This window comes from Inquilinus sp. OTU3971, assembly GCF_038440215.1.
On record NZ_JASATH010000150.1, the window covers coordinates 1 to 20,602 of the forward strand.

Consider the following 20,602-nt stretch of genomic DNA (forward strand, 5'->3'; position numbering starts at 1 on the left):
CAGGGCGGCGCCGGCCCGGCCCTGCTGCGCCTGGCCGAGCGGCTCGGCGCGCCGGTGGTCACCACCTACAAGGCCAAGGGGCTGGTGCCGGAGGATCATGCCCTGGCCCTGGGCGGCGCCGGGCTGTCGCCGCTGGCGGATGCGGTGCTGCTGCCGCTGTTCGAGCGGGCCGACCTGCTGCTGTTCGTCGGCTACGACCCGATCGAGATGCGGCTCGGCTGGCTCGACCCGGTCTCGGACCCGGACCGGATCGTCGAGATCACCGCCGCCCCGGCCGACCACGCCATGCATCACGCCGGCACGCGCCTGCTGGCCGCCCCCGCGGCCGCCGTCGCCGCTCTGATTGAGGCGATCCAGGCAGACGCCACCTGGACTGGCGACGATCGCGAGGAAGGTGACGGTGTCTCGCGTGGCCTCTCCCGCCTGGCGGGAGAGGTCGGGCGTCCGCAGGACGACCGGGTGAGGGCTGGCCCAGGCCTCGACAAAGAGCCCTCACCCGGAGCCGCTGGCGCGTCTCCGACCTCTCCCGCAAGCGGGAGAGGCAACGTGGAGGCCGGAAAGGCGACGCAGACTTGGCCGGGCGGCGAACCCGCCGCGGCCCGGGCGGCGTTGGCTGAGCGCTTCGCCGTCCGCGCCGACTGGGGCGCGCACGCCATCATCGAGGGGCTGAACCGCGCGGTCGGGGAGGGCGACCTGGTCACCGTCGACGCCGGCGCCCACCGCATTCTCCTGTCGCAGAAATGGGTCGCGCGGCGGCCGCTGTCGCTGCTGCAGTCGGCCGGTTTCTGCACCATGGCCGCGGCCCTGCCGCTGGCGATCGGCGCCAAGATCGCCGACCCGTCGCGCCGCGTCGTCGCCGTGATGGGCGATGGCGGGCTGGAGATGGGGATCGGCGAGCTCGCCACCCTGCGCGACCTCGGCCTGCCGGTCACCATCGTGCTGTTCCAGGACCGGAGCCTGGCCCTGATTGCCCTGAAGCAGAACTCGGCCGGTCTGGCGCCGCATGGCGTCGGCCTCGGCCTCACCGATTTCGCCGCGGTTGCCGAAGGCTTCGGCGGCCATGGCCGCACTGTCACCAGCGCTGCCGAGCTGGAGGCCGAGCTGGCCGCCGCCCGCACCCGCGACCGCTTCACCCTGATCGCCTGCAGGTTCGACGCCGATGCATATCACCAGGCCTTCTGAGCTGGCGGGGCGCGAGGCGCTGTCCAGCATCTCTGCCGGGAAGACCCGGCGCGACCCGCGGCTCGACTTCTTCCGTGGCATCGGGATGCTGATCATCCTGACCGCGCATATCCCCGACAATCAGTGGATCCTGTGGATCCCGGCGCGCTTCGGCTTCTCCGACGCGACCGAGATGTTCGTGTTCCTGTCCGGCATGGCCTCGGCCATCGCCTTCGGCCGGGTGTTCGACCGCGACGGCTTCGCCCGCGGCACCGGCCGCGTCGCCCGCCGGGTCTGGCAGATCTACTGGATCCATGTCGCGGTCTTCGTCGTCATCGCCGCGCTGGTGGCGGCGGCCGGCACCCGCCCGGGCGGCGAGAGCTACATCGTCGAGCTGAACCTGCCGCATTTCTTCGCCGACCCGATGGGGCTGCTGCCGCGGTTCCTGGCCCTGGCCTATGTGCCGAACTACTTCGACATCCTGCCGATGTATCTGGTCATCCTGGCGCTGATGCCGGCGATGATCCTGGCCGAGCGGCTGCACAAGGCGCTGCCCTTCGTGCTGATGGCCGCGATCTGGGGTCTGACCCAGGCGCATCTGCTGGACCTGCCGGCCGAGCCATGGTCGGACCGCAGCTGGTTCTTCGACCCGTTCGGCTGGCAGCTGCTGTTCTATCTCGGCTTCTTCCTGATGCGCCGCACCCTGCCGGCGCCGGGCTTCAATTGGCTCCTGATCGCGCTCGCCACTGCCTTCGTGCTGGCGACGGTGCCCTTCGCGTACTACCGCATCCTCGAGGCCTCACCCTTCTTCGGCGGCGGGGCCCCGGTGCTGGCGCCGCTGACCGACAAGACCCATTTCGGCATCCTCCGGCTGGTGCATTTCCTGGCGCTGGCCTATCTGGCGGTGCAGTTGGTCGGTCCCGACGGCCGGCGACTGAAGGGCCCGGCGGTCGCTGTCGTCTCCAAGGTCGGGCAGCAGACGCTGGCCGTGTTCGTCAGCGGCATGGTCACCGCCCAGCTCCTGGGCATGGCGCTCGACCACACCGGCCGCGATCCGTTCGCCGTGGCCACCGCGAACCTGGCCGGATTCGGCGTGCTGGTCGCGGTCGCCTATGCCGTCGCCTGGTTCAAGGGGATGCCGGCCCGGCCGGCGGCGATGCCGGCATGATGCGGCCGGTTCTGATCGCCCTCGCCGCGCTGCTGCTGCCGGCCGCCGGCGCGGATGCCTGCGGCGGCGACGTGCCGTGCCGTGTGGCCGACGGCGAATACCGCATCGCTTTGCCGCCGGGTGGGGCGCCGGCCGGCGTGTATCTGCTCTTCCACGGCTATGAGGGCTCGGCTGCCGACCAGATGCGTGCGGCCGAGCTGATCGCGGTGGCCCGCGCCCACGGCCTGGCCTTCGCCGCCCCGGACGGGCTCGACCACACCTGGTCCTTCGCGACCTCGCCCAGCCACGACCGCGACGAGACCCGCTTCGTCGGCGAGGTGCTGGACGACCTGCAGCGCCGCTTCGGCTTCGGTCCGGACCGGGTGGTGGTCGGCGGCTTCTCGCAGGGTGCGTCGATGGCGTGGTATGTGGCCTGCCATCTCGGCGACCGCGTCGCCGGCGCCGTCACCTTCTCCGGCGTGTTCTGGGACCCGCTGCCGCAGCCGTCCGACTGCCAGGCCGTGCCGCCGCCGCTCGTGCATTTCCATGGCCGCGCCGACCGCACCTTCCCTCTGGCCGGCCGCGCCATCGGCGACCGCTGGCACCAGAGCGACACGTTTCTCAGCCTCGCAGTGCTGAAGGTGCGCGCCGGCTGCCGGCTCGGCGCCGACACGCCGGTGACGATTGCTGGCATCGCCTGCGCCCAGGCGCAGGGCTGCGAGCGCGGCCCGATCACCCTGTGCCTGCACGATGGCGGCCACGAGGTGCAGGCCAACTGGCTGGATGGCGGCCTGAGCGCGCCAGGCCTGCCCGCGGCCCCGATCACGAGCGAGGTTCTGCCATGACCCGAAGCACCCGCCCCGAGGACCCGAAGCGGTCCGACGACGCCGTCGCCCGCGAGCTGGCCCGCAAGGACCGGCGCATCCGCGAGCTGGAGGAGGAGCTGGCCCGGCTGCGCGCTGCGGCGCTGCTGGCCCAGTGACCCCGCAACCCCCGAAAGGAGCCCGTCATGTTCCGTCGCACCCTGCTGGTGCTGGCCGCGCTGGCCTGCATCGCGCCCCTGGCCGCCCCGGCGCAGGAGGCGTCCCGCCCCGTCAATACGCTGGGGGCACCGGCCGATCATGTCGCGATCCGCGGCTACGACCCGGTCGCCTATTTCCGCGAGGGCGGTCCGCGCCAGGGCAAGCCCGAATTCGCCGCGCAGCACGACGGCGCCACCTGGTGGTTCGCCAGCGCCGAGCACAAGGCGCTGTTCGCGGCCGATCCGGAGAAGTACATGCCGGCCTTCGGCGGCTTCTGTGCCTACGGCACGTCGCGCGGCTATCTGGTGAAGATCGAGCCGGAGGCTTGGTCGATCGTCGATGGCCGGCTGTACCTGAACTACGACCTCGGCGTCCGAGACACCTGGCTGAAGGACCCCAAGGGCTACATCGGCCAGGCCAATGCGAACTGGCCCAAGCTCGGCAAGAGCGACATCAAGTGAGCCGCTTCAGCGCCGTGGCATGGTGACGTCCGGCGCCAGCCGCGTCTGCGCCGCCAGGCGGATCGGGGCATTGGCGGCGCCGAAGCCGGCATAGCCGCGGCGCTGCACGATCTCGAAGAAGAACCGGTCGGCGAAGCTGGTGGTGTAGAGCTGGAAGAACTCGCCGCCACTGCCGTCGCGGTCGTACAGGATCCCGGCCTCGCGCAGCCGGTCAAGCAGATCCGGCTCCAGCCCGAAGCGGGCCTCGACGTCGTCGTAATAGTTGGCCGGGATCGGCAGGAACTCGACTCCGGCCTGCCGTATCCGGGCCGCGGCGGCGAAGATGTCGCCCGTCTCCAGCGCGATGTGCTGGATGCCGGAACCGAAGAACTCCGACAGGAAGCGGGCCGACAGGGTGCGCTGGCTCTGCGAGGCGTTCAGCACGATGCGCAGCGTGCCCTCGGTATTCTGCACCACCTGGCTGCGCACCAGCCCCGCGGGGTCCGGGATCTCCAGTTCCGGTGTCTTCGCCAGGTCGAAGATCGAGCTGTAGAACAGCAGCCAGGACAGCATCTCGTCATACTGCATCGACTGCGACAGGTGGTCGATCCGCGCTAGCCCGGCCTCCGGCGTCGGGTCCTCGACCGGGACGAAGTCGACCTCGCGCCATCGCGCCAGTTCGCTGTCGGTATCGACGAGGTAGATCAGGCTGCCGCCGACGCCGCGGATCGCCGGGATCTCCAGCTCGCCCGGCCCCACCTCCTGGCGGAATCCGGTCGCAAGCAGGGCGCCGGCCCGCGCCGTCGCCGCCCGGGCGTCGTCGACCTTGAGGCAGATCGCGCAGGCGGCGGGGCCGTGCATGATGTAGGCAGCATGGGCGTAGCCCTCCTTCTCGCGATTGACGAGAAGGGCGATCCCACCCTGCGACCACAGGGTCACGTCCTTCGACCGGTGCCGGCCGCGCCGGGCGAAGCCGAGGCCGGCGAACAGCGCCTCCAGCTCGATCGCGCCGGCCTCGTCGACCGCGAACTCGACGAACTCGATGCCGAGGCAGCGGGCGCGCTCCGGCAGCAGCGGCCCGCTCCGCTCGGCGGCGGGCTTGCGTCGCTCCAGCGTGTCGGCCAGCTGCAGCAGCGACCGGCGCCCGTCGATCGCGACCGACCGGGCCGAGCCGGCCCGGAAATGGTCGTTGAAGATCTCCAGCGAATAGACGCCGTCATAGCCGGTCGCGGCCATCGCCTCGGTGAAGGCGGTCACCGGCAGGTCGCCCTGGCCCGGCAGGTTGCGGAAATGCCGGCTCCAGGACAGCAGGTCCATCTCCAGACGCGGCGCGTCGGCCAGCTGGACCAGGAAGATCCTGTCGGCCGGGACGGCGCGGATGCTGTCCGGGTCGATGCCGCGCGACAGGGTGTGGAAGCTGTCCAGGATCAGCCCGATGGCCGGATGCTCGGCGCGGCGCACGATCTCCCAGGCGTCGCGGTGGTCGTTGACGTGCCGGCCCCAGGCCAGCGCCTCGAACCCGACCTTCAGCCCGCGCTTCGCCGCCCGTTCCCCCAGCTCGCGGAAATCCGCCGCGGCGCGGTCGATGCCGCCCAGCGCCGCCGGCGAGATGTTGGAGCAGACCAGCAGCAGGTCGGCGCCGAGCTCGCCCATCAGGTCGAATTTCCGCTCGGCCCGGTCGAACACGCGCGTACGCTGCGGTTCGGGCATGCCTTCGAAGTCGCGGAAGGGCTGGAAGGTGGTCACGACCAGCCCGGCGTCACGCACCATCCGCCCGACCTCGCGCGGCGCCGCGTCGAAGGACAGGAAGTCGTTCTCGAAGATCTCGACGCCGTCGAAGCCGGCGGCGGCGATCGCCTCCAGCTTGTCGCGCAGGTCGCCGCTCAGGGACACGGTGGCGATCGACGTCTTCATCGGAACGACCTCCCGGTCCGGCTCACTTCTTGCGCAGCTTGTCCAGCTCGGCCTGCAGCAGCGCGATGGTGTCGGCGCCGATCTTGGGCCGGAACTCCTCGACCACCGGCGCGGTGGCGGCGCGCAGCTTCGCCACCTCGTCGGGCGGCAGCTCGGTGATCTCCATGCCGTTGGCGCGGATCTCGTCCAGCGCCTTGGCGTCGGCCTCGCGCGACACCTGGCGCTGATAGTCCCGCGCCTCGGTCGCGGCCGCCTGCAGCACCGCCCGCTCCTCGTCGTTCAGCTTGTCCCAGAACGATTTGCTGACCAGGACGATCTGCGGGTTGTATTGGTGCCGGGTCAGGGTCAGGTATTTCTGCACCTCGTAGAACTTGGCGTTCAGGATGTTGGCCGACGGGTTCTCCTGGCCGTCGACCGTGCCGGTGTCCAGCGCGCCGTACAGCTCGGGATAGGGCATCGGCACGGCGTTGGCGCCGAGCGCGTTGAACACAGCGATCGGGATCGGCGACTGGATGGTCCGGATCTTCAGCCCCTTGATGTCGTCGACCTTCGCCACCGCATGCCGGTTGTTGGTCAGGTTGCGGAACCCGAGCTCCCAATAGGCCAGGCCGACCAGCCCCTTCTCGGGCAGCAGGGTCAGCAGATGATTGCCGAAGGCGCCGTCCATCACCGCGTCGGCCTCCTGCGGCGTGTCGAACAGGAAGGGCAGGTCGACCGCGCCGAAGGCCGGGGCGTTGCCGGCCAGGATGCCGGCATTCATCACCGTCATCTCGACGATGCCGCCCTGCAGCCCCGACAGGGTCTGCACGTCGCCGCCCAGCGTGCCGCCGGGGAACAGCTGCACCGTGATCTTGCCGCCGCTCTTCTCGGCGACGATGGCGGCGAACTTCTCCATGCCCACGACCTGGGGATGGCCCTTGCTGTTCGCCGCCGCGAACTTGATGTGCTGCTCGCGGATCTCGGCCTGCGCCGCGGGGGCCAGCAGCAGCGCCGCCGACAGCGCGGCGATCAGGCCGGTCAGGGTCCTGGACATGACGATCCTCCCAAGGATTGTTCGTTGGTGTCGGCCGGCGCGGTCATCGGGCCAGCCATTTGGCCGGAACCGTCACCAGCTCCGGGAACAGGATCAGCAGGGCCAGCACCGCCAGCTCGGCCAGGAGGAAGGGCCAGACGCCCTTCATCAGGTCCTCCATGGACAGCTTCGACACGCCGCAGACGACGTTCAGCACGGTGCCGACCGGCGGGGTGATCAGGCCGATCGAATTGTTGATGATGAACAGCACGCCGAAATAGACCGGATCGATGCCCGCCTGCCTGATCACCGGCATCAGCACCGGCGTCAGGATCAGGATGGTCGGCGTCATGTCCATGGCGGTGCCGACGGCGACGACCAGCAGCATGATCACCGCCATCAGCAGGATCGGACTGTCCATGAACGGGTCGAGCATGGCGGCGAGCTGGCCGGGCAGGTCGGCGACGGTGATCAGCCAGGCGGAGACGCCGGCGGCCGCCACCAGGAACATCACCACGGCGGTGGTCCTGGCGGCCGAGACGAACACCTCGAACAGCTGCCCGGGGCTGAGCTCGCGGTACACGACCATCGCCACGAACAGCGAATAGACCGCGGCGACCACGCCGGCCTCGGTCGGGGTGAACACGCCGAATTTCAGCCCGACGACGATGATCACCGGCAGCAGCATCGCCCACAGGCTGTCGATCAGGGCGCGCAGGCGTTCGGCTCCGCTGCGGCGCGGCGGCAGGTCGATCTGCTCGCGCCGGGCCACCAGCAGCCAGGCGACGCACAGGGCCAGCGCGATCATCAGGCCGGGCGCGATGCCGGCCAGGAACAGCTTGGTGATCGAGACGCCGCCGATCACGCCGAACAGCACGAAGCCGATGCTGGGCGGGATGATCGGGCCGATGATCGAGGCCGAGGCGATCAGCCCGCCGGACCGGCCGGCGCCATGGCCCGATTTCAGCATCATCGGCAGCAGCAGGGCGCTCAGCGCCGCGGCATCGGCCAGGGCCGACCCGGACAGGCTGGACAGCAGGCAGGCGGCCAGGATGACGACGAAGCCGAGCCCGCCGCGGATATGCCCGACCAGCGCCATGGCGAGGTCGACGATGCGGCGCGACAGGCCGCCGGTGTTCATCACCTCGCCGGCCAGCATGAAGAAGGGCACGGCCATCAGCGGGAAGCTGTCGGCGCCGTTGATCACGTTCTGGGCGACGATCTGGGAGTCGAACAGGCCGAGATGGATCATCAGCGCGACGCCGCTGAGGATCAGGGCGAAGGCGATCGGCATGCCGATCGCCATGGTGCCCAGCAGCGACGACAGGAAGACCGCGACGACCACGGCTCAGCGCTTCCTGGCAGTTCGGGGGGCCGCGGGCGCGTCGAGGCCGGCGAGCTCCTCGGAGTCGCGGACCAGGATCAGCTCCTCCGGCCCGGCGCGGCCGAGCAGCAGGCGCGCGAGATCGGCCAGGATGATCAGCGCGGCCGGCACGGCGAAGGCGATGCCGGCGCCGTACATCAGCGCCATCGGATAGCCCACGGCCGGCGAGGCGACGTCGAGGTTGATCACCGCCTGCTCGACGCTGCCCTTCAGCAGCAGCCAGATCGCCAGCAGCGCCAGCGCGCCGGACAAGGCGAGGCAGGCCTTGGCCGCCGGCCGGGGCAGGCGGCGCAGCAGCGTGTCGATGCCGATATGGCCGCGCTCGCGCAGCGCCACCACTGCGCCGAGGAAGATCAGCCAGACGAAGAACAGCCGCGACAGCTCCTCCGACGCGGTAAGGCCCTGGTTGAAGGCATAGCGCAGCACGACGTTGCCGAAGACCAGCACCACCATCCCGGCCAGCAGCAGGGCGATCAGCAGCTTCAGCAGCGCGAAATAGCTCTCGATGGCAAGACGCATCGGGCTCTCCCTGTGGTGGCCGCCGGCCGCGGCTTCGCCGGTTCTGAATTCTTCTTCCTCACAAATGTACGAACTGGTACGTATAGTCAAGTCTCTGGCGCGAACCGGCAGCAATCGGACCGAAAACCGCTTGTTCGCGGCCGTGAAGTTCCGGAGAAGTAGAAGCGTGTCCGCCGATCGGGCGGCGGCGGCGGTGCGGGGGACGGGCCAGGAGATGGCGGGCAGGACCAGATCGGTCGCGGCGGAGCGGAAGACCGCCCGCAAGAACGACCCCGAGCGCACCAGGCAGGATATTCTCGAGGTCGCGACCGAGGAGTTCGCGACCCATGGGCTGAGCGGCGCGCGCGTCGACGCGATCGCGGAGCGGACCCGCACCTCCAAGCGCATGATCTACTATTACTTCGGCGGCAAGGAGGGGCTGTACCACGCGGTGCTGGAGAAGGCCTATGCCGACATCCGCACCGCCGAGGCGGCGCTACATCTGGAGGACTTGGCCCCGGAGGAAGCGATGCGGCGGCTGGCCGAGTTCACCTTCGACTATGACGAGGCGCATCCCGATTTCATCCGCCTGGTCAGCATCGAGAACATCCACCGGGCCGAGCATCTGGCGCACACCGCCTCGATCCGCAGCACCAATCTCGGTATCGTCCAGACCATCGCCGCGATCCTGGAGCGCGGGCGCAAGGCGGGCGTGTTCCGGGCCGAGATCGAGCCGGTCGACCTGCACATGCTGATCAGCGCCTTCTGCTTCTTCCGCGTCTCCAACCGCCACACCTTCGGCACCATCTTCCGCCGCGACCTGTCGGAGCCGGGCTTGCGCGAGACGCACCGGCGGATGATCGGCGACGCCGTCATCCGCCTGCTGCAGGGCGAGGCGGCGGTCGCGCCCGCTGCTACCCCGGCCCGAGCGAGGCGAAGTGGCGGGCCATCCGGTCGGAATCCGGCGTGATGCCGGTGAACAGCCGGAACGCCTCGACCGCCTGGAACACGGCCATGCCGCCGCCGTCGAGGGTGCGGCAGCCGCGGGCGCGGGCGACGCGCAGCAGCTCGGTCTCGAGCGGGAAGTAGACGATCTCGGCGACCCAGTGCCGCGGCGCCAGCAGCTCGGCCGGCAGCGGCAGGCCGGGATGCTTCGCCATCCCGGTCGGGGTGGCGTGGATCAGCCCGTCCGCCGCGGCCATGGCGGCGGGAAGGTCGGTGCCGGCCACCGCGCGGCCCGGCCCGAACCGGGCGGACAGGCCGGCGGCGGCGGCCTCGGCCCGAGCCTGGTCGACATCGAAAACCGTGAGCTCGCCGACCCCGAGGGTCAGGGCGGCATGCGCCACCGCGGCCCCCGCGCCGCCGGCGCCGAGCTGGACCGCGCGGTCCCTGCGCACATCCGGCAGGCCGCGCCGAAAGCTCTCGGCGAAGCCCCACCAATCGGTGTTGTGGCCGGTCCGCCGGCCATCCTCGAACACCACCGTGTTGACGGCGCCCAGCGCCCGCGCGTCGTCGGACAGCGCGTGCAGCAGCGGGATCACCGCCTGCTTGCAGGGATGGGTGATGTTGAGCCCGGCGAAGCCGCGCCGCTCCGCCGCCGCGACCAGCTCCGGCAGGGCCTCGACGCCGCGGCCGAGCCCTTCGAGGTCGATCAGCTCGTAATCGTAGCGCAGCCCCTGTTCCGCCCCCTCGCGCATATGCATCGCCGGCGTCCGCGACGCCTGGATGCCGGTGCCGATCAGGCCGACGCGAAGGGTGGTCGGGCGGATATGGGTCACGGGCGGGGACCCGCGCCGGACCGTCCGGCCGGTTCGGTTCCGCAAGGATGTGCGGTGCGTCCTGGACGATTCATGCTTCCCCGCCGATGTTTCTCCACGAAGAAATGTACTAACTGGTACGTTCATGTCAATCGCCGTGGAACGAGCTCAGGACGCCGGATCGGGGGTTGCGGTATGCTGCCCATCTTGAATTGTCGCTGTTGAGCGGCCAGTTGGACGACGGCGCCGAGGACTCTCGGGGCTGATGACGAGGGGGCGATGCCATCCACTGACCTGACGCGCCGGTCGACGATCATGATCGCCGACGACGAGCCGGCCAGTGCTGTGCCGCCAGAGCGGCCGCTGAAGCACGAGGGTCTCTCCCGGCTGCCGACGCTCGAACTCGCCCGGCACGCCTTGGCGCGGCCGGAAACCGAACGGCCGCTGTTCGAGTGAAGCCCCGGCGCCGCCGGATCCTCCATCCCCCACCACTCCGAGGGACCTCTCGTGGACTTCTCCTGGATCTCCGACCCGACCGCCCTGATTGCCCTGGCGACCCTCGTCGTCATGGAGGTCGTGCTGGGCATCGACAACCTGATCTTCATCTCGATCCTGACCAACAAGCTGCCTGAGCATCAGCGCAGCAGGGCACGCCGGATCGGCATCGGGCTGGCGCTGTTCCTGCGGCTCGGCCTGCTGGGCACGGTCTCGATCATCGTCCAGCTCACCGAGCCGGTGTTCGAGGTCCTCGGCCATCCCTTCTCGTGGCGCGACCTGATCCTGATCGGCGGCGGCCTGTTCCTGGTGTGGAAGGCGACGAAGGAGATCCACCACAGCGTCGACCCGGTCCCGGCCGACGACGTCTTCGGCACCGCCAAGGCGACGCTGGGCTTCGGCGCGGCGATCGGGCAGATCCTCCTGCTCGACCTGGTGTTCTCACTCGACAGCATCATCACGGCGGTCGGTATGACCGACCATGTGGCGATCATGGTGATCGCGGTGATCGTCGCCGTGGCGGTGATGCTGGCCGCCGCCGATCCGCTGTCCCGCTTCATCCACGCCAATCCGACCGTGGTGATGCTGGCGCTGGGCTTCCTGATGATGATCGGCATGACGCTGATCGCGGAAGGCTTCGGCGCCCATGTGCCGAAGGGCTACATCTACGCCGCGATGGCGTTCTCGGCCCTGGTCGAGGGGCTGAACATGCTGTCCCGCCGGGCTGCGCAGCGCCGCAAGGCCAAGCACTGACCGGGACATGGGATAGGGCCGTCTGCGGCCTTATCCCACCCGCGGCAGGCTGATGGTGGCGCGCAGGCCCTTGGCCTGGTTGGCCAGGATGATGTCGCCGCCATGGTGGCGCACGATGGTGCGGGCGATCGACAGGCCGAGGCCGACACCGCCGGTCTCCAGGTTGCGCGAATTCTCGATCCGGAAGAACGGGGCGAAGACCTGCTCGGCGGCGGCGTCCGGGATCCCCGGCCCGTCATCCTCGATCACGATCTCGACACCGTCGCCGCCTCGCGCCACATGGACGCGGGCGCGCTCGCCGTAGCGGACGGCGTTCTCGACCAGGTTGCGGATGGCGCGGCGCAGCGCGTCGGGCCGGCAGCGATAGCTGATCTTCGGCCCCTCCTGGAAGGTGACGTCCCGGCCCAGCTCGGCCAGGTCGTCGCACAGGCTCTCGACCAGCGCCGGCAGGTCGACGGCGCGGGTGCCCTCGGCCGTTGCCTCCTCGCGGGCGAAGGCCAGCGTGGCCTCGGTCATCTTCTGGACCTCGGCGATGGTCGCCAGCATCTTGTCCCGCTCCTCCGCATCGGCGACGAATTCGGCCCGCAGGCGCAGCGAGGTCAGCGGCGTGCGCAGGTCGTGGCCGATCGCCGCCAGCATGCGGGTGCGGTCCTCGACGAAGCGCTGCAGCCGCTCCTGCATCCGGTTGAAGGCCTCGGCGGTGTTGCGGATGTCGTCCGGCCCCGCCTCCGGCAGCGGCGCTCCGGATTCGCCCCGGCCCAGCGCCTCGGCGGCGACGGCCAGACGCCGCATCGGCCGGGCGATGCCGCGGGCGACGATGATGCCGAACACCGACAGCACGATCGCCGTGACCGCGACCGACACCACCGACTGGTTGGTCCAGAACGAATTGCCGGTCGATTTGGCATAGGCGCTGTTCAGCCAGGCGCCGTTGCCCAGCTCCACCGACAGGCCCATGCCGTAGGCCTGGTCGAGATAGAGGAACTTGGCCGGGCCAGACAGCGGCCAGGCATGGGCCGGCACGTCCGCCCAGGGCGTGGTGGCGGCCGCCGTGGCCGTGCCGATGCCGAGGATCTGGGCCGATTCCCGCCGGTCCTGGGGCTTGTCCTTGTCCGGCTTCGGGGCTTTCGGCCCCCAGGGCGTCACGCTCGGCAGCGGCTTCGCCAGCTGGGTCCAGGCCTCGCGCCGCCAGGCCGTGGCGTCGCCAGGGCCGTCGGGCGACACCCAGAAGCGGCTGTAGGAGGTGCCGCTGGCGCTCAGGATGTCGTCCTGCAGCGCCGGCGGTGTCGCCTCCAGCAACCGGGCCAGCGACGCGGTGCGGCTGAAGAACTCGCTCTTGGCGGCGGCCTTCAGCGCCTGGCCGCGCTCGTCCCACGAGATCAGGAAGCCGATGCCCTGCGACAGGGCAAGGGCCAGCAGCATCAGCCCGATGAACTGGGCCGCCAGGCTGTGGGTCCACCATCGCCTCATGCCGGCTCGACCTCCGCCACGAAGCTGTACCCGCCGCCCCAATGGGTCTTGATCAGGGCCGGCACCTTGGGGTCGGCCTCGATCTTCTTGCGCAGGCGGCTGACTTGGTTGTCGATGCTGCGGTCGAAGCTGTCGGCGGCGCGGCCGACGGTCAGGTCCAGCAACTGGTCGCGGCTGAGCACCAGCCCGGCATGGTCGAGGAAGGCGTTCAAGAGCCGGAACTCCGCGGTGCTGAGCGCGACCGCCACGCCGTCCTCTCCGACCAGCTCGCGCCGGCCGACATCGAGCAGCCAGCGGTCGAAGCGCAGCGCCTTCGCCTTCAGCCGGCCGCGCTGCGGCGGCAGGCTGTTGACCCGGCGCAGCACCGCCTTGATGCGGGCCAGGAGCTCGCGCGGGTTGAACGGCTTGGTGAGGTAGTCGTCGGCGCCGATCTCGAGGCCGATGATGCGGTCGGTGTCCTCCGCCATCGCGGTCAGCAGGATCACCGGCACCTCGCCGGTGCCGCGCAGGTAGCGGCACAGCGACAGCCCGTCCTCGCCCGGCATCATGACATCGAGCACGATCAGGTCGGGCGCGCTGCGCTCGAGCATGCGGCGCAGCGCCGCCGCGCTCTCGGCGACGCTGACCCTGTAGCCGTGCTGGGACAGGTATTTGCCGACGAGGTCGCGGATGTCGCGATGGTCGTCGACGACGGCGATGTGCGGTACGGATTCCATGGTGCGCTCCACGGTCGAACATACCGAAAACGGCGCAAGACCCCGCGCAGGAAATTGTATCAGATTGTCTCGAACCGCGGGTTTGCGACACTCCGTGACTCAAAAGCCGGTCCGCCGACAGATCCCTGCGACAGTTGCCGCCCATAGTGCCCCTGTCAGCTCAACAGCGATGGTCAGGGCGATGTGGGCAATCGGACAGAACGGCCATGGCGGTCCCGGGCGGATGCCGGCGCTGCGCAGGGCCGCCCCGGGCCTGGACCGGACGCCGCGCTCCGCCTTCGCCGCGGTGATGTTCGCCGACATCGTCGGCTTCACCCGGCTGTGCGAGACGCTGGAGCCGGCGGGCACCTTTGCCCTGCTGTCCGGCTTCCACCAGCGCATGGCGGAGGCGGTGGTGGAGCACGGCGCCGCCATCGGCGATCCGATCGGCGACGGGATTATGGCGGTGTGGTGCGGCCCGGCGCCGGCCGTCGCGCGCTCGGCCCTGCGCTGCGGCTTCGCCATGCTGGAGGCGATCGAGGACTGGAACCGGGCGCGGCGTGACGGCCTGCCTCTGCGCATCGGAATCGGCCTGCATGCCGGCACGGTGATGATCGGCCGGGTCGGTGCCGCCGGGCACGACAAGCTCGGCGCCTTCGGCGACACGGTGAACGTCGCCCACCGGCTGGAGCGGATGACCCGGGCCCATCACAGCGACATCATCGTCTCGGAGGAGCTGTTCCGGGCCGTGGCCCTGCACCACCCGGCGGAGCGCCGGCTGGCCTGGTTCCCCGCCGGCGGCCGGGCCGACATTCCCGGCCGGGCGGAAGGGATGGCGATCCGCGCCGCCGTGCTTGCCTGAGCCGCCCCAGGGAATCGTATCAAACTGTGCGGCCCGGTCGGCACCGCGACATTCCGCGACAAACCCGCCGGCCCATCGGCACAGTTCTGCGACATCGGGCCGGCATGGTGTGTGCATCAGCGAAAGGGATGACCCCCATGCATGACGCGACACAGATCCGGCCCGCCGCTGCCATCGAGGGCGGGCCGGCGATCGATCCCGAATGGATCGAGCCCGGCTGGAGCCCGCCGGTGGACCGGCTGGCCCTGAGCTGGGACGAGGTGGCGGCGAGCTGGCTGGCGGCCTGCGGGCTGCTGGCGGTCCTCGGCGTTGCTGCGATCATCGGCCGCGAGCCGATGGGCGAGCCCGTCTACCTCTCGGCCGGGCTGCCCGGCGTCGGCCTCACGGTCGGCGCGGAGGATTGCCGGGCCGTGAATCCCGCTGCCGGAGGCACCGAGCCCTTCGTCTTCGCCCCGCGCCCCCAGGGCCGGGCCTGACACATCTGTCGACCCCCAACGGAGAGATGTTCCTGATGACCTTGGCCCGACCGGCCTTGCTGCTGGCCTTCGCGGCGCTGCTCGGCGCCCCCTTGCCCGCCGCCGCGCAGGATGCCGCGGCGGGCGAGCGTGCCTTCCGCACGCGCTGCGCCACCTGCCACAGCGTCGAGCCCGGGCAGAACCGGGCCGGCCCCAGCCTGGCCGGCATCGTCGGCCGCAAGGCCGGCAGCGTCGAAGGCGCCCGCTATTCCCAGGCCCTGCGCGACTCCGGCGTCACCTGGGACGCCCGGTCGCTCGACGGCTTCCTGGCCGATCCACGCGGGACCGTGCCCGGCACCAGCATGACGGTGCGCCTCACCGACGCCGCGCAGCGCGCCGCGATCATCGCCTACCTGTCCGGCCGCTGAGCCGGAGGGGAATTGTATCAAACCGTGTCAGCGGGCCGTTTCGCGACGGCTCGCGACAAAGGCCGGGGCCGCCGGACAAGGTTCTGCGACAGCCGGCCCCCAGGCTTCGATCGTGCAACCACCACAGGAGACGTGTCGTGATCACCAGACTCCCCGTTCCGGTCCTGGCCGGCTTCGCCCTGCTGGCCACCATCGGCACCGCCCTGGCCCAGGGCGACGGCTGCATCCAGCGCAACACCAGCGCCGGGGCGCAGAGCACCCCGACGACCACGACGGCGCCGGCCCCGGCGTCGGATGCCAAGCCGAGCTGAAACGAGGCGGGCACCGGCCCCACCGGTGCCCGCCCGCCGCGTGACGGCATCCCGGCCCCACCCAGCTCAACCGCGAGGCAGCCATGGCCTTCACCCTCAGGATCAACGGATCCGAGCGCAGCGTCGACGTCGAGCCCGATACGCCCCTGCTGTGGGTGCTGCGGGAGCAGATCGGCCTGACCGGCACCAAATACGGCTGCGGCATCGCCCAATGCGGCGCCTGCACCGTGCATATCGACGGCGTCGCCACCCGGTCCTGTGCGATGCCGGTCAGTTCGATCACGCCGGAACAGCAGATCGTCACCATCGAGGGGCTGTCGCCCGACGGCTCGCACCCGGTGCAGCAGGCTTGGCTCGCCCTCGACGTGCCGCAATGCGGCTACTGTCAGGCCGGCATGATCATGGCCGCGGCGGCGCTGCTGCAGCAGAACCGCAGCCCGACCGACGACGACATCTCCACCGAGATCACCAACATCTGCCGCTGCGGCACCTACAACCGGGTGCGGGCGGCGATCAAGCAGGCCGCCGCCAATGGCGGCTCGGTCCAGAGCGGCTGAGGGAGGCCCCGATGACGATCGTGCAGAGCGTATCGCGCCGCGGATTCATCGTCAGTGCCGCCGCCGCGATCGGCGGGCTGTCTTTGGGCTTCCGCGTGCCCTTCGCCGGCGAGGCCCTGGCGGCCGAGGCGGTGCCCGAGATCAATGCCTGGGTGGTGATCCAGCCGGACGAGACCGTGGTGATCCGGATCGCCCGCTCCGAGATGGGGCAGGGCACGCTGACCGGCCTGGCCCAGCTGGTGGCTGAGGAGCTGGGCTGCGACTGGTCCCGCGTCACCACCGAATACCCGACCCCGGGCGAGAACATCGCCCGCGACCGGATCTGGGGCAATTTCTCCACCGGCGGCAGCCGCGGCATCCGCGAATCGCAGGACTATGTCCGCAAGGGCGGGGCGGCGGCGCGCGAGATGCTGGTCGCGGCCGCGGCGGCGGAATGGCAGGTGCCGGCGGCGGAGTGCGCGGTCGACAAGGGCGTGATCACCCATGCCGCCAGCGGCCGCAGCACCACCTTCGGCAAGGTGGCGACCGCGGCCGCGCAGCTGACGCCACCGGCCGACATCAAGCTGAAGGACCCGAAGGACTGGACCATCGCCGGCAAGCCGCTGCCGCGGCTGGACACGGCGGACAAGCTGACCGGCAGGCAGGTCTACGGTTCCGACATCGTCCGGCCCGGCATGCTGAACGCCGCGATCAAGGCCTGCCCGGTGTTCGGCGGCAAGCTGAAGAGCTTCGATGCCGCCGCCGTCGCCGGCATGCCCGGCGTGCGCCAGGTGGTGCAGGTCGACGATACCGCCGTGGCCGTGGTGGCCGACACCTGGTGGCGGGCCAAGACCGCGCTGGACGCCCTGCCGGTCGTCTGGGACGAAGGCCCCAACACCGGCATCAGCAGCGCCTCGATCGCCGAGATGCTGGCCGCCGGGCTCGATGCGGACGATGCCTTCATCGGCAACCAGGCGGGCGATGCGCGCAAGGCGATCGCCGGCGCGGCGAAGACGGTCACGGGCGTCTACGCCTTCCCGTTCCAGAACCACGCCACGATGGAGCCGATGAACGCCACGGCGCTGTGGACGCCGGAGCGCTGCGAGGTCTGGGTGCCGACCCAGAACGGCGAGGCCAGTCTGGCGGCGGCGGCCGAGGCGGCCGAGCTGCCGGTGCGGCAATGCGAGGTGTACAAGATCCATCTCGGCGGCGGCTTCGGCCGGCGCGGCAATTTCCAGGACTATGTGCGGCAGGCGGTGCGTATCGCGAAGCAGATCCCCGGCACGCCGGTGAAGCTGCTGTGGTCGCGCGAAGAGGACATGCTGCACGGCGCGTATCATCCCACCACCCAGTGCAAGCTGACCGGCGTGCTCGATGCGGACGGCACCCTGACGGCGCTGCACATGCGGATCTCCGGCCAGTCGATCCTGGCTTCGGTGCGGCCGGAGGGCATGCAGAACGGCATGGACCCGGTGGTGTTCCAGGGCCTGGTCGGCAGCGGGGCGGAAGGGGTGATCGGCTACACTGTCCCGAACCTGCTGGTCGACCACGCCATGCGCAACCCGCCGGTGCCGCCGGGCTTCTGGCGCGGCGTCAACCTGAACCAGAACGCGGTCTACCTGGAGTGCTTCATCGACGAGCTGGCCCATGCCGCCGGGCAGGACCCGCTGGCCTTCCGCCGCAAGCTGATGGCGAACCACCCGAAGCATCTCGCGGTGCTGGAGGCGGTGGCCGAGCGGATCGGCTGGGGCAGCCCGCCGCCGGAGAGCCGGCATCGCGGCCTGGCCCAGATCATGGGCTTCGGCAGCTATGTCGCCGCCGCGGCCGAGGTCTCGGTCACCGACGGGCGCCTGCGGATCCACCGCATCGTCGCCGCGACCGACCCTGGCCACGCCGTCAACCCGGCGCAGATCGAGCGGCAGATCGAGGGGTCCTTCGTCTACGGTCTGTCGGCCTGCCTCTACGGCGAATGCACGGTCAAGGGCGGCCGCATGGAGCAGGAGAATTTCGACACCTACAACGTGCTGCGCATGGACGAGATGCCGGCGGTGGAGACGATCATCATCCCCTCCGGCGGCTTCTGGGGCGGGGTCGGGGAGCCGACCATCGCGGTCGCCGCCCCGGCGGTGCTGAACGCGGTCTTCGCCGCCACCGGCAAGCGCATCCGCACCCTGCCCCTGGTGAACCACGACCTGAAGAGCGCATGACCACGCGCCTGATCCTGGTCGCCATCGGGGTGCTGTCAGCCGCGGCTCCGGCCGCGGCGCAGCCTTCCGGCGCCGCCTCTTGCTCCGGCTGCCATGCGCCGGCAGGGGCGGGGCCGGTACCGAGCCTGGAGGGCCGCCCGGCCGCGGAGATCGCCGCTTCCATGGCGGCGTTCCGAAGCGGCGAGCGGCCGGCGACGGTGATGGATCGAATCGCCAAGGGCTTCACCGATGAGGAAACGCGTGCGATCGCGGAATGGCTCGCCGGCCGGCAAGACCATGCCCGGCCGTAGGGCCGTCCTCCAGGGCATCGCGGCCGGCGGGGCCGTGCTCTGGGCGCCGGCTGTGCTGGGGCAGGGCAGGGCCCGCGCGGTCGTGGTCGGCGGCGGCTTCGGCGGGGCCAGCTGTGCCCGCGCCCTGCGTCGCCACGACGTGGCGGTGACGCTGGTCGAGCCGGAGGAGCGCTTCACCGCCTGCCCCTTCAGCAACGAGGTGATCGCCGGCCTGCGCGACCTCGACGCCCAGCGCTTCGGCTATGACGGGCTGCGGCGGGAGGGCGTCGAGATCGCCCGGCGCAGCGCCGTCGCGGTCGACGCCGGGGCCCGGCGGGTGCGGCTCGACGACGGGTCGGACCTCGCCTATGACCGGCTGGTGCTGGCACCCGGCATCGAGCTGCGCTTCGACGCCCTGCCCGGCTACGACCAGGCCGCCGCCGAGGCGATGCCGCATGCCTGGAAGGCGGGCGAGCAGACGCTGCTGCTGCGCCGCCAGCTGGAGGCGATGCCGGATGGCGGCGTGGTCGCGATCGCGGCCCCGGCCAACCCGTTCCGCTGCCCGCCCGGGCCCTATGAGCGGGCCAGCCTGATCGCGCATTACCTGAAGACGCGCAAGCCGCGCTCGAAGCTGATCGTGCTCGACGCCAAGGACGCCTTCTCGAAGCAGCGGCTGTTCCAGGCCGCCTGGGCGGCGTTGTATCCGAACCTCCTGGAATGGGTGCCGCTGTCCTCCGGCGGCCGGGTCACCGAGGTCGATGCCGCGACGAAGACGCTGGTCACCGAATTCGGCAGCCATCGCGCCGATGTCGCCAACGTCATCCCGCCGCAGCGGGCCGGTGCCATCGCCCAGGCCGCCGGCGTCGCCGACCAGACCGGCTGGTGCCCGATCGACCCGGTCACCTTCGAATCCCGGCTGCAGCCCGGCATCCATGTGATCGGCGACGCCGCCATCGCCGGCGCCATGCCGAAATCCGCCTTCGCCGCCAACGGCCAGGCGCAGGTCTGCGCCGCCGCCGTCGCCGGCCTGCTGCAAGGCGAGGCGCCGGCGGAGCAGAAGCTGGTCAACACCTGCTACAGCCTGATCGCGCCCGGCTACGGCATCTCGATCGCCGGGGTCTACCGGCCGGCCGACGGGCTGTTGCGCGAGGTCGAGGGCGCCGGCGGCACCAGTCCGCTCGACGCGCCGCCGGAGTTTCGGGAGATGGAGGCCCGTTACGCCCAGGCCTGGTTCGAGACCATCACCGGGGCGGTGTTCGGATGAGAGGGGTGACCCCTCTGATCCTGGCCGCGCTCGCCACCGCGACGCCGGCGGCCGCGCAACCCTATGTCGTCGAGGGCGACGCCATCCCGCAATCGCTGACCGGCCGGCCGGGCGACCCGGCCCGGGGCCAGGCGCTGATGGCCGACCGGCAGCGCAGCCTGTGCTCCCTGTGCCATCCCGGCCCCTTCGCCCCGCCGCACCAGCAGGGCACGCTGGCGCCCGACCTGCGCGGCATCGGCGCGCGTTTGGATGAAGGTCAGCTGCGGCTCAGGGTGGTCGACATCAAGCGGTTGGTCCCGGATTCGATCATGCCGTCCTATGCCAGGACCGAAGGCTTCGAGCGCGTCGCCACGGCTTGGCAGGGCAAGCCGGTGCTGACGGTGGCGGAGATCGAGGACGTGATCGCCTATCTCGCGACGCTGAAGGAGTGAGCGATGGCGGACCACTCGGGCAAATCCATTCGCCCAGACAAGATAAGTCCCCCCTCCCCTTGAGGGAGGGGGGCAGGGGGGGGGGTGGGGC

24 protein-coding genes are annotated in these 20,602 nt (G+C 70.8%); 17 read left to right on the forward strand and 7 right to left on the reverse strand.

The window, feature by feature from the left end:
• The 5 genes from AAHM41_RS29110 to AAHM41_RS29130 form a co-directional block, all read left to right on the forward strand.
• Positions 1-1,182 (forward strand): thiamine pyrophosphate-dependent enzyme (locus tag AAHM41_RS29110; protein WP_342240118.1); only part of this gene is annotated, 1,182 nt, incomplete at its 5' end.
• A complete protein-coding gene (locus tag AAHM41_RS29115; protein WP_342240119.1) occupies positions 1,160-2,329 on the forward strand; it encodes an OpgC family protein in 1,170 nt (389 codons plus the stop codon). The genes AAHM41_RS29110 and AAHM41_RS29115, both read left to right, overlap by 23 nt.
• On the forward strand, positions 2,326-3,153 hold the full coding sequence (locus tag AAHM41_RS29120) for an alpha/beta hydrolase family esterase (protein WP_342240120.1): 828 nt from the start codon (positions 2,326-2,328) through the stop codon (positions 3,151-3,153). Before AAHM41_RS29115 ends, AAHM41_RS29120 begins: the two co-directional genes overlap by 4 nt.
• The gene (locus tag AAHM41_RS29125; protein WP_342240121.1) at positions 3,150-3,290 is read left to right on the forward strand and encodes a hypothetical protein; all 141 of its coding nucleotides are present in this window, start codon (positions 3,150-3,152) and stop codon (positions 3,288-3,290) included. Before AAHM41_RS29120 ends, AAHM41_RS29125 begins: the two co-directional genes overlap by 4 nt.
• A 27-nt stretch (positions 3,291-3,317) precedes the next feature.
• Positions 3,318-3,791, forward strand: a complete 474-nt coding sequence (locus tag AAHM41_RS29130) for a YHS domain-containing (seleno)protein (protein ID WP_342240122.1) — start codon at positions 3,318-3,320, stop codon at positions 3,789-3,791.
• A 6-nt stretch (positions 3,792-3,797) separates the two neighbouring features.
• On the opposite strand, the gene AAHM41_RS29135 is transcribed toward AAHM41_RS29130, so the two are convergent.
• Genes AAHM41_RS29135 through AAHM41_RS29150 form a run of 4 tightly spaced genes read right to left on the reverse strand, consistent with a single transcriptional unit; the run spans position 3,798 to position 8,599 of the window.
• Positions 3,798-5,684, reverse strand: coding sequence for a bifunctional sugar phosphate isomerase/epimerase/4-hydroxyphenylpyruvate dioxygenase family protein (locus AAHM41_RS29135; RefSeq protein ID WP_342240123.1), 1,887 nt, complete (start codon positions 5,682-5,684; stop codon positions 3,798-3,800).
• Positions 5,685-5,706: 22 nt separating this feature from the next.
• Positions 5,707-6,717, reverse strand: a complete 1,011-nt coding sequence (locus AAHM41_RS29140) for a TRAP transporter substrate-binding protein (protein WP_342240124.1) — start codon at positions 6,715-6,717, stop codon at positions 5,707-5,709.
• Positions 6,718-6,760: 43 nt separating this feature from the next.
• The gene (locus tag AAHM41_RS29145) at positions 6,761-8,041 is read right to left on the reverse strand and encodes a TRAP transporter large permease subunit (RefSeq protein WP_342240125.1); all 1,281 of its coding nucleotides are present in this window, start codon (positions 8,039-8,041) and stop codon (positions 6,761-6,763) included.
• Positions 8,042-8,044: 3 nt separating this feature from the next.
• Positions 8,045-8,599 carry a TRAP transporter small permease gene (locus tag AAHM41_RS29150; RefSeq protein ID WP_342240126.1) on the reverse strand — a complete coding sequence of 185 codons (555 nt, stop codon included), beginning with the start codon at positions 8,597-8,599 and terminating at the stop codon, positions 8,045-8,047.
• Between the two features lie 166 nt (positions 8,600-8,765).
• On the opposite strand from AAHM41_RS29150, the gene AAHM41_RS29155 reads away from it, so the two are divergent.
• Complete coding sequence (locus AAHM41_RS29155) at positions 8,766-9,548, forward strand: TetR/AcrR family transcriptional regulator (RefSeq protein WP_342240127.1); 783 nt, start codon at positions 8,766-8,768, stop codon at positions 9,546-9,548.
• On the opposite strand, the gene AAHM41_RS29160 is transcribed toward AAHM41_RS29155, so the two are convergent.
• The gene (locus AAHM41_RS29160; RefSeq protein WP_342240128.1) at positions 9,493-10,356 is read right to left on the reverse strand and encodes a shikimate dehydrogenase; all 864 of its coding nucleotides are present in this window, start codon (positions 10,354-10,356) and stop codon (positions 9,493-9,495) included. The two genes, AAHM41_RS29155 and AAHM41_RS29160, sit on opposite strands and share 56 nt — an antisense overlap.
• 258 nt (positions 10,357-10,614) lie before the next feature.
• Here AAHM41_RS29160 and AAHM41_RS29165 point away from each other — a divergent pair, with 258 nt between their 5' ends.
• Positions 10,615-10,791: a hypothetical protein gene (locus tag AAHM41_RS29165; protein ID WP_342240129.1), complete on the forward strand. Its 177-nt coding sequence runs from the start codon at positions 10,615-10,617 to the stop codon at positions 10,789-10,791.
• 51 nt (positions 10,792-10,842) lie between these two features.
• A complete protein-coding gene (locus AAHM41_RS29170; protein WP_342240130.1) occupies positions 10,843-11,583 on the forward strand; it encodes a TerC family protein in 741 nt (246 codons plus the stop codon).
• Positions 11,584-11,613: 30 nt separating this feature from the next.
• On the opposite strand, the gene AAHM41_RS29175 is transcribed toward AAHM41_RS29170, so the two are convergent.
• Complete coding sequence (locus tag AAHM41_RS29175; protein WP_342240131.1) at positions 11,614-13,053, reverse strand: sensor histidine kinase; 1,440 nt, start codon at positions 13,051-13,053, stop codon at positions 11,614-11,616.
• The gene (locus AAHM41_RS29180; RefSeq protein ID WP_342240132.1) at positions 13,050-13,769 is read right to left on the reverse strand and encodes a response regulator; all 720 of its coding nucleotides are present in this window, start codon (positions 13,767-13,769) and stop codon (positions 13,050-13,052) included. Before AAHM41_RS29180 ends, AAHM41_RS29175 begins: the two co-directional genes overlap by 4 nt.
• Before the next feature lie 181 nt (positions 13,770-13,950).
• Here AAHM41_RS29180 and AAHM41_RS29185 point away from each other — a divergent pair, with 181 nt between their 5' ends.
• The 9 genes from AAHM41_RS29185 to AAHM41_RS29225 all read left to right on the forward strand — a co-directional run bounded on the left by AAHM41_RS29185 (position 13,951) and on the right by AAHM41_RS29225 (position 20,511).
• A complete protein-coding gene (locus AAHM41_RS29185) occupies positions 13,951-14,610 on the forward strand; it encodes an adenylate/guanylate cyclase domain-containing protein (RefSeq protein ID WP_342240133.1) in 660 nt (219 codons plus the stop codon).
• 137 nt (positions 14,611-14,747) lie between these two features.
• Positions 14,748-15,086, forward strand: a complete 339-nt coding sequence (locus AAHM41_RS29190; RefSeq protein WP_342240134.1) for a hypothetical protein — start codon at positions 14,748-14,750, stop codon at positions 15,084-15,086.
• Positions 15,087-15,121: 35 nt separating this feature from the next.
• Entirely contained in the window at positions 15,122-15,493 is a 372-nt protein-coding gene (locus AAHM41_RS29195; protein ID WP_342240135.1) for a c-type cytochrome, read from the forward strand.
• A gap of 137 nt (positions 15,494-15,630) precedes the next feature.
• Complete coding sequence (locus AAHM41_RS29200) at positions 15,631-15,804, forward strand: hypothetical protein (protein ID WP_342240136.1); 174 nt, start codon at positions 15,631-15,633, stop codon at positions 15,802-15,804.
• Positions 15,805-15,887: 83 nt separating this feature from the next.
• Positions 15,888-16,361, forward strand: coding sequence for a (2Fe-2S)-binding protein (locus AAHM41_RS29205; protein ID WP_342240137.1), 474 nt, complete (start codon positions 15,888-15,890; stop codon positions 16,359-16,361).
• Between the two features lie 11 nt (positions 16,362-16,372).
• Entirely contained in the window at positions 16,373-18,547 is a 2,175-nt protein-coding gene (locus AAHM41_RS29210; protein ID WP_342240138.1) for a xanthine dehydrogenase family protein molybdopterin-binding subunit, read from the forward strand.
• Positions 18,544-18,837 (forward strand): c-type cytochrome, encoded by a 294-nt coding sequence (locus tag AAHM41_RS29215; protein ID WP_342240139.1) that lies wholly within the window; start codon positions 18,544-18,546, stop codon positions 18,835-18,837. The genes AAHM41_RS29210 and AAHM41_RS29215 overlap by 4 nt, the downstream gene beginning before the upstream one ends.
• Positions 18,788-20,080: an NAD(P)/FAD-dependent oxidoreductase gene (locus AAHM41_RS29220; RefSeq protein ID WP_342240140.1), complete on the forward strand. Its 1,293-nt coding sequence runs from the start codon at positions 18,788-18,790 to the stop codon at positions 20,078-20,080. Before AAHM41_RS29215 ends, AAHM41_RS29220 begins: the two co-directional genes overlap by 50 nt.
• A 5-nt stretch (positions 20,081-20,085) precedes the next feature.
• Positions 20,086-20,511: a c-type cytochrome gene (locus AAHM41_RS29225; protein ID WP_342240141.1), complete on the forward strand. Its 426-nt coding sequence runs from the start codon at positions 20,086-20,088 to the stop codon at positions 20,509-20,511.
• Positions 20,512-20,602: the final 91 nt, after the last annotated feature.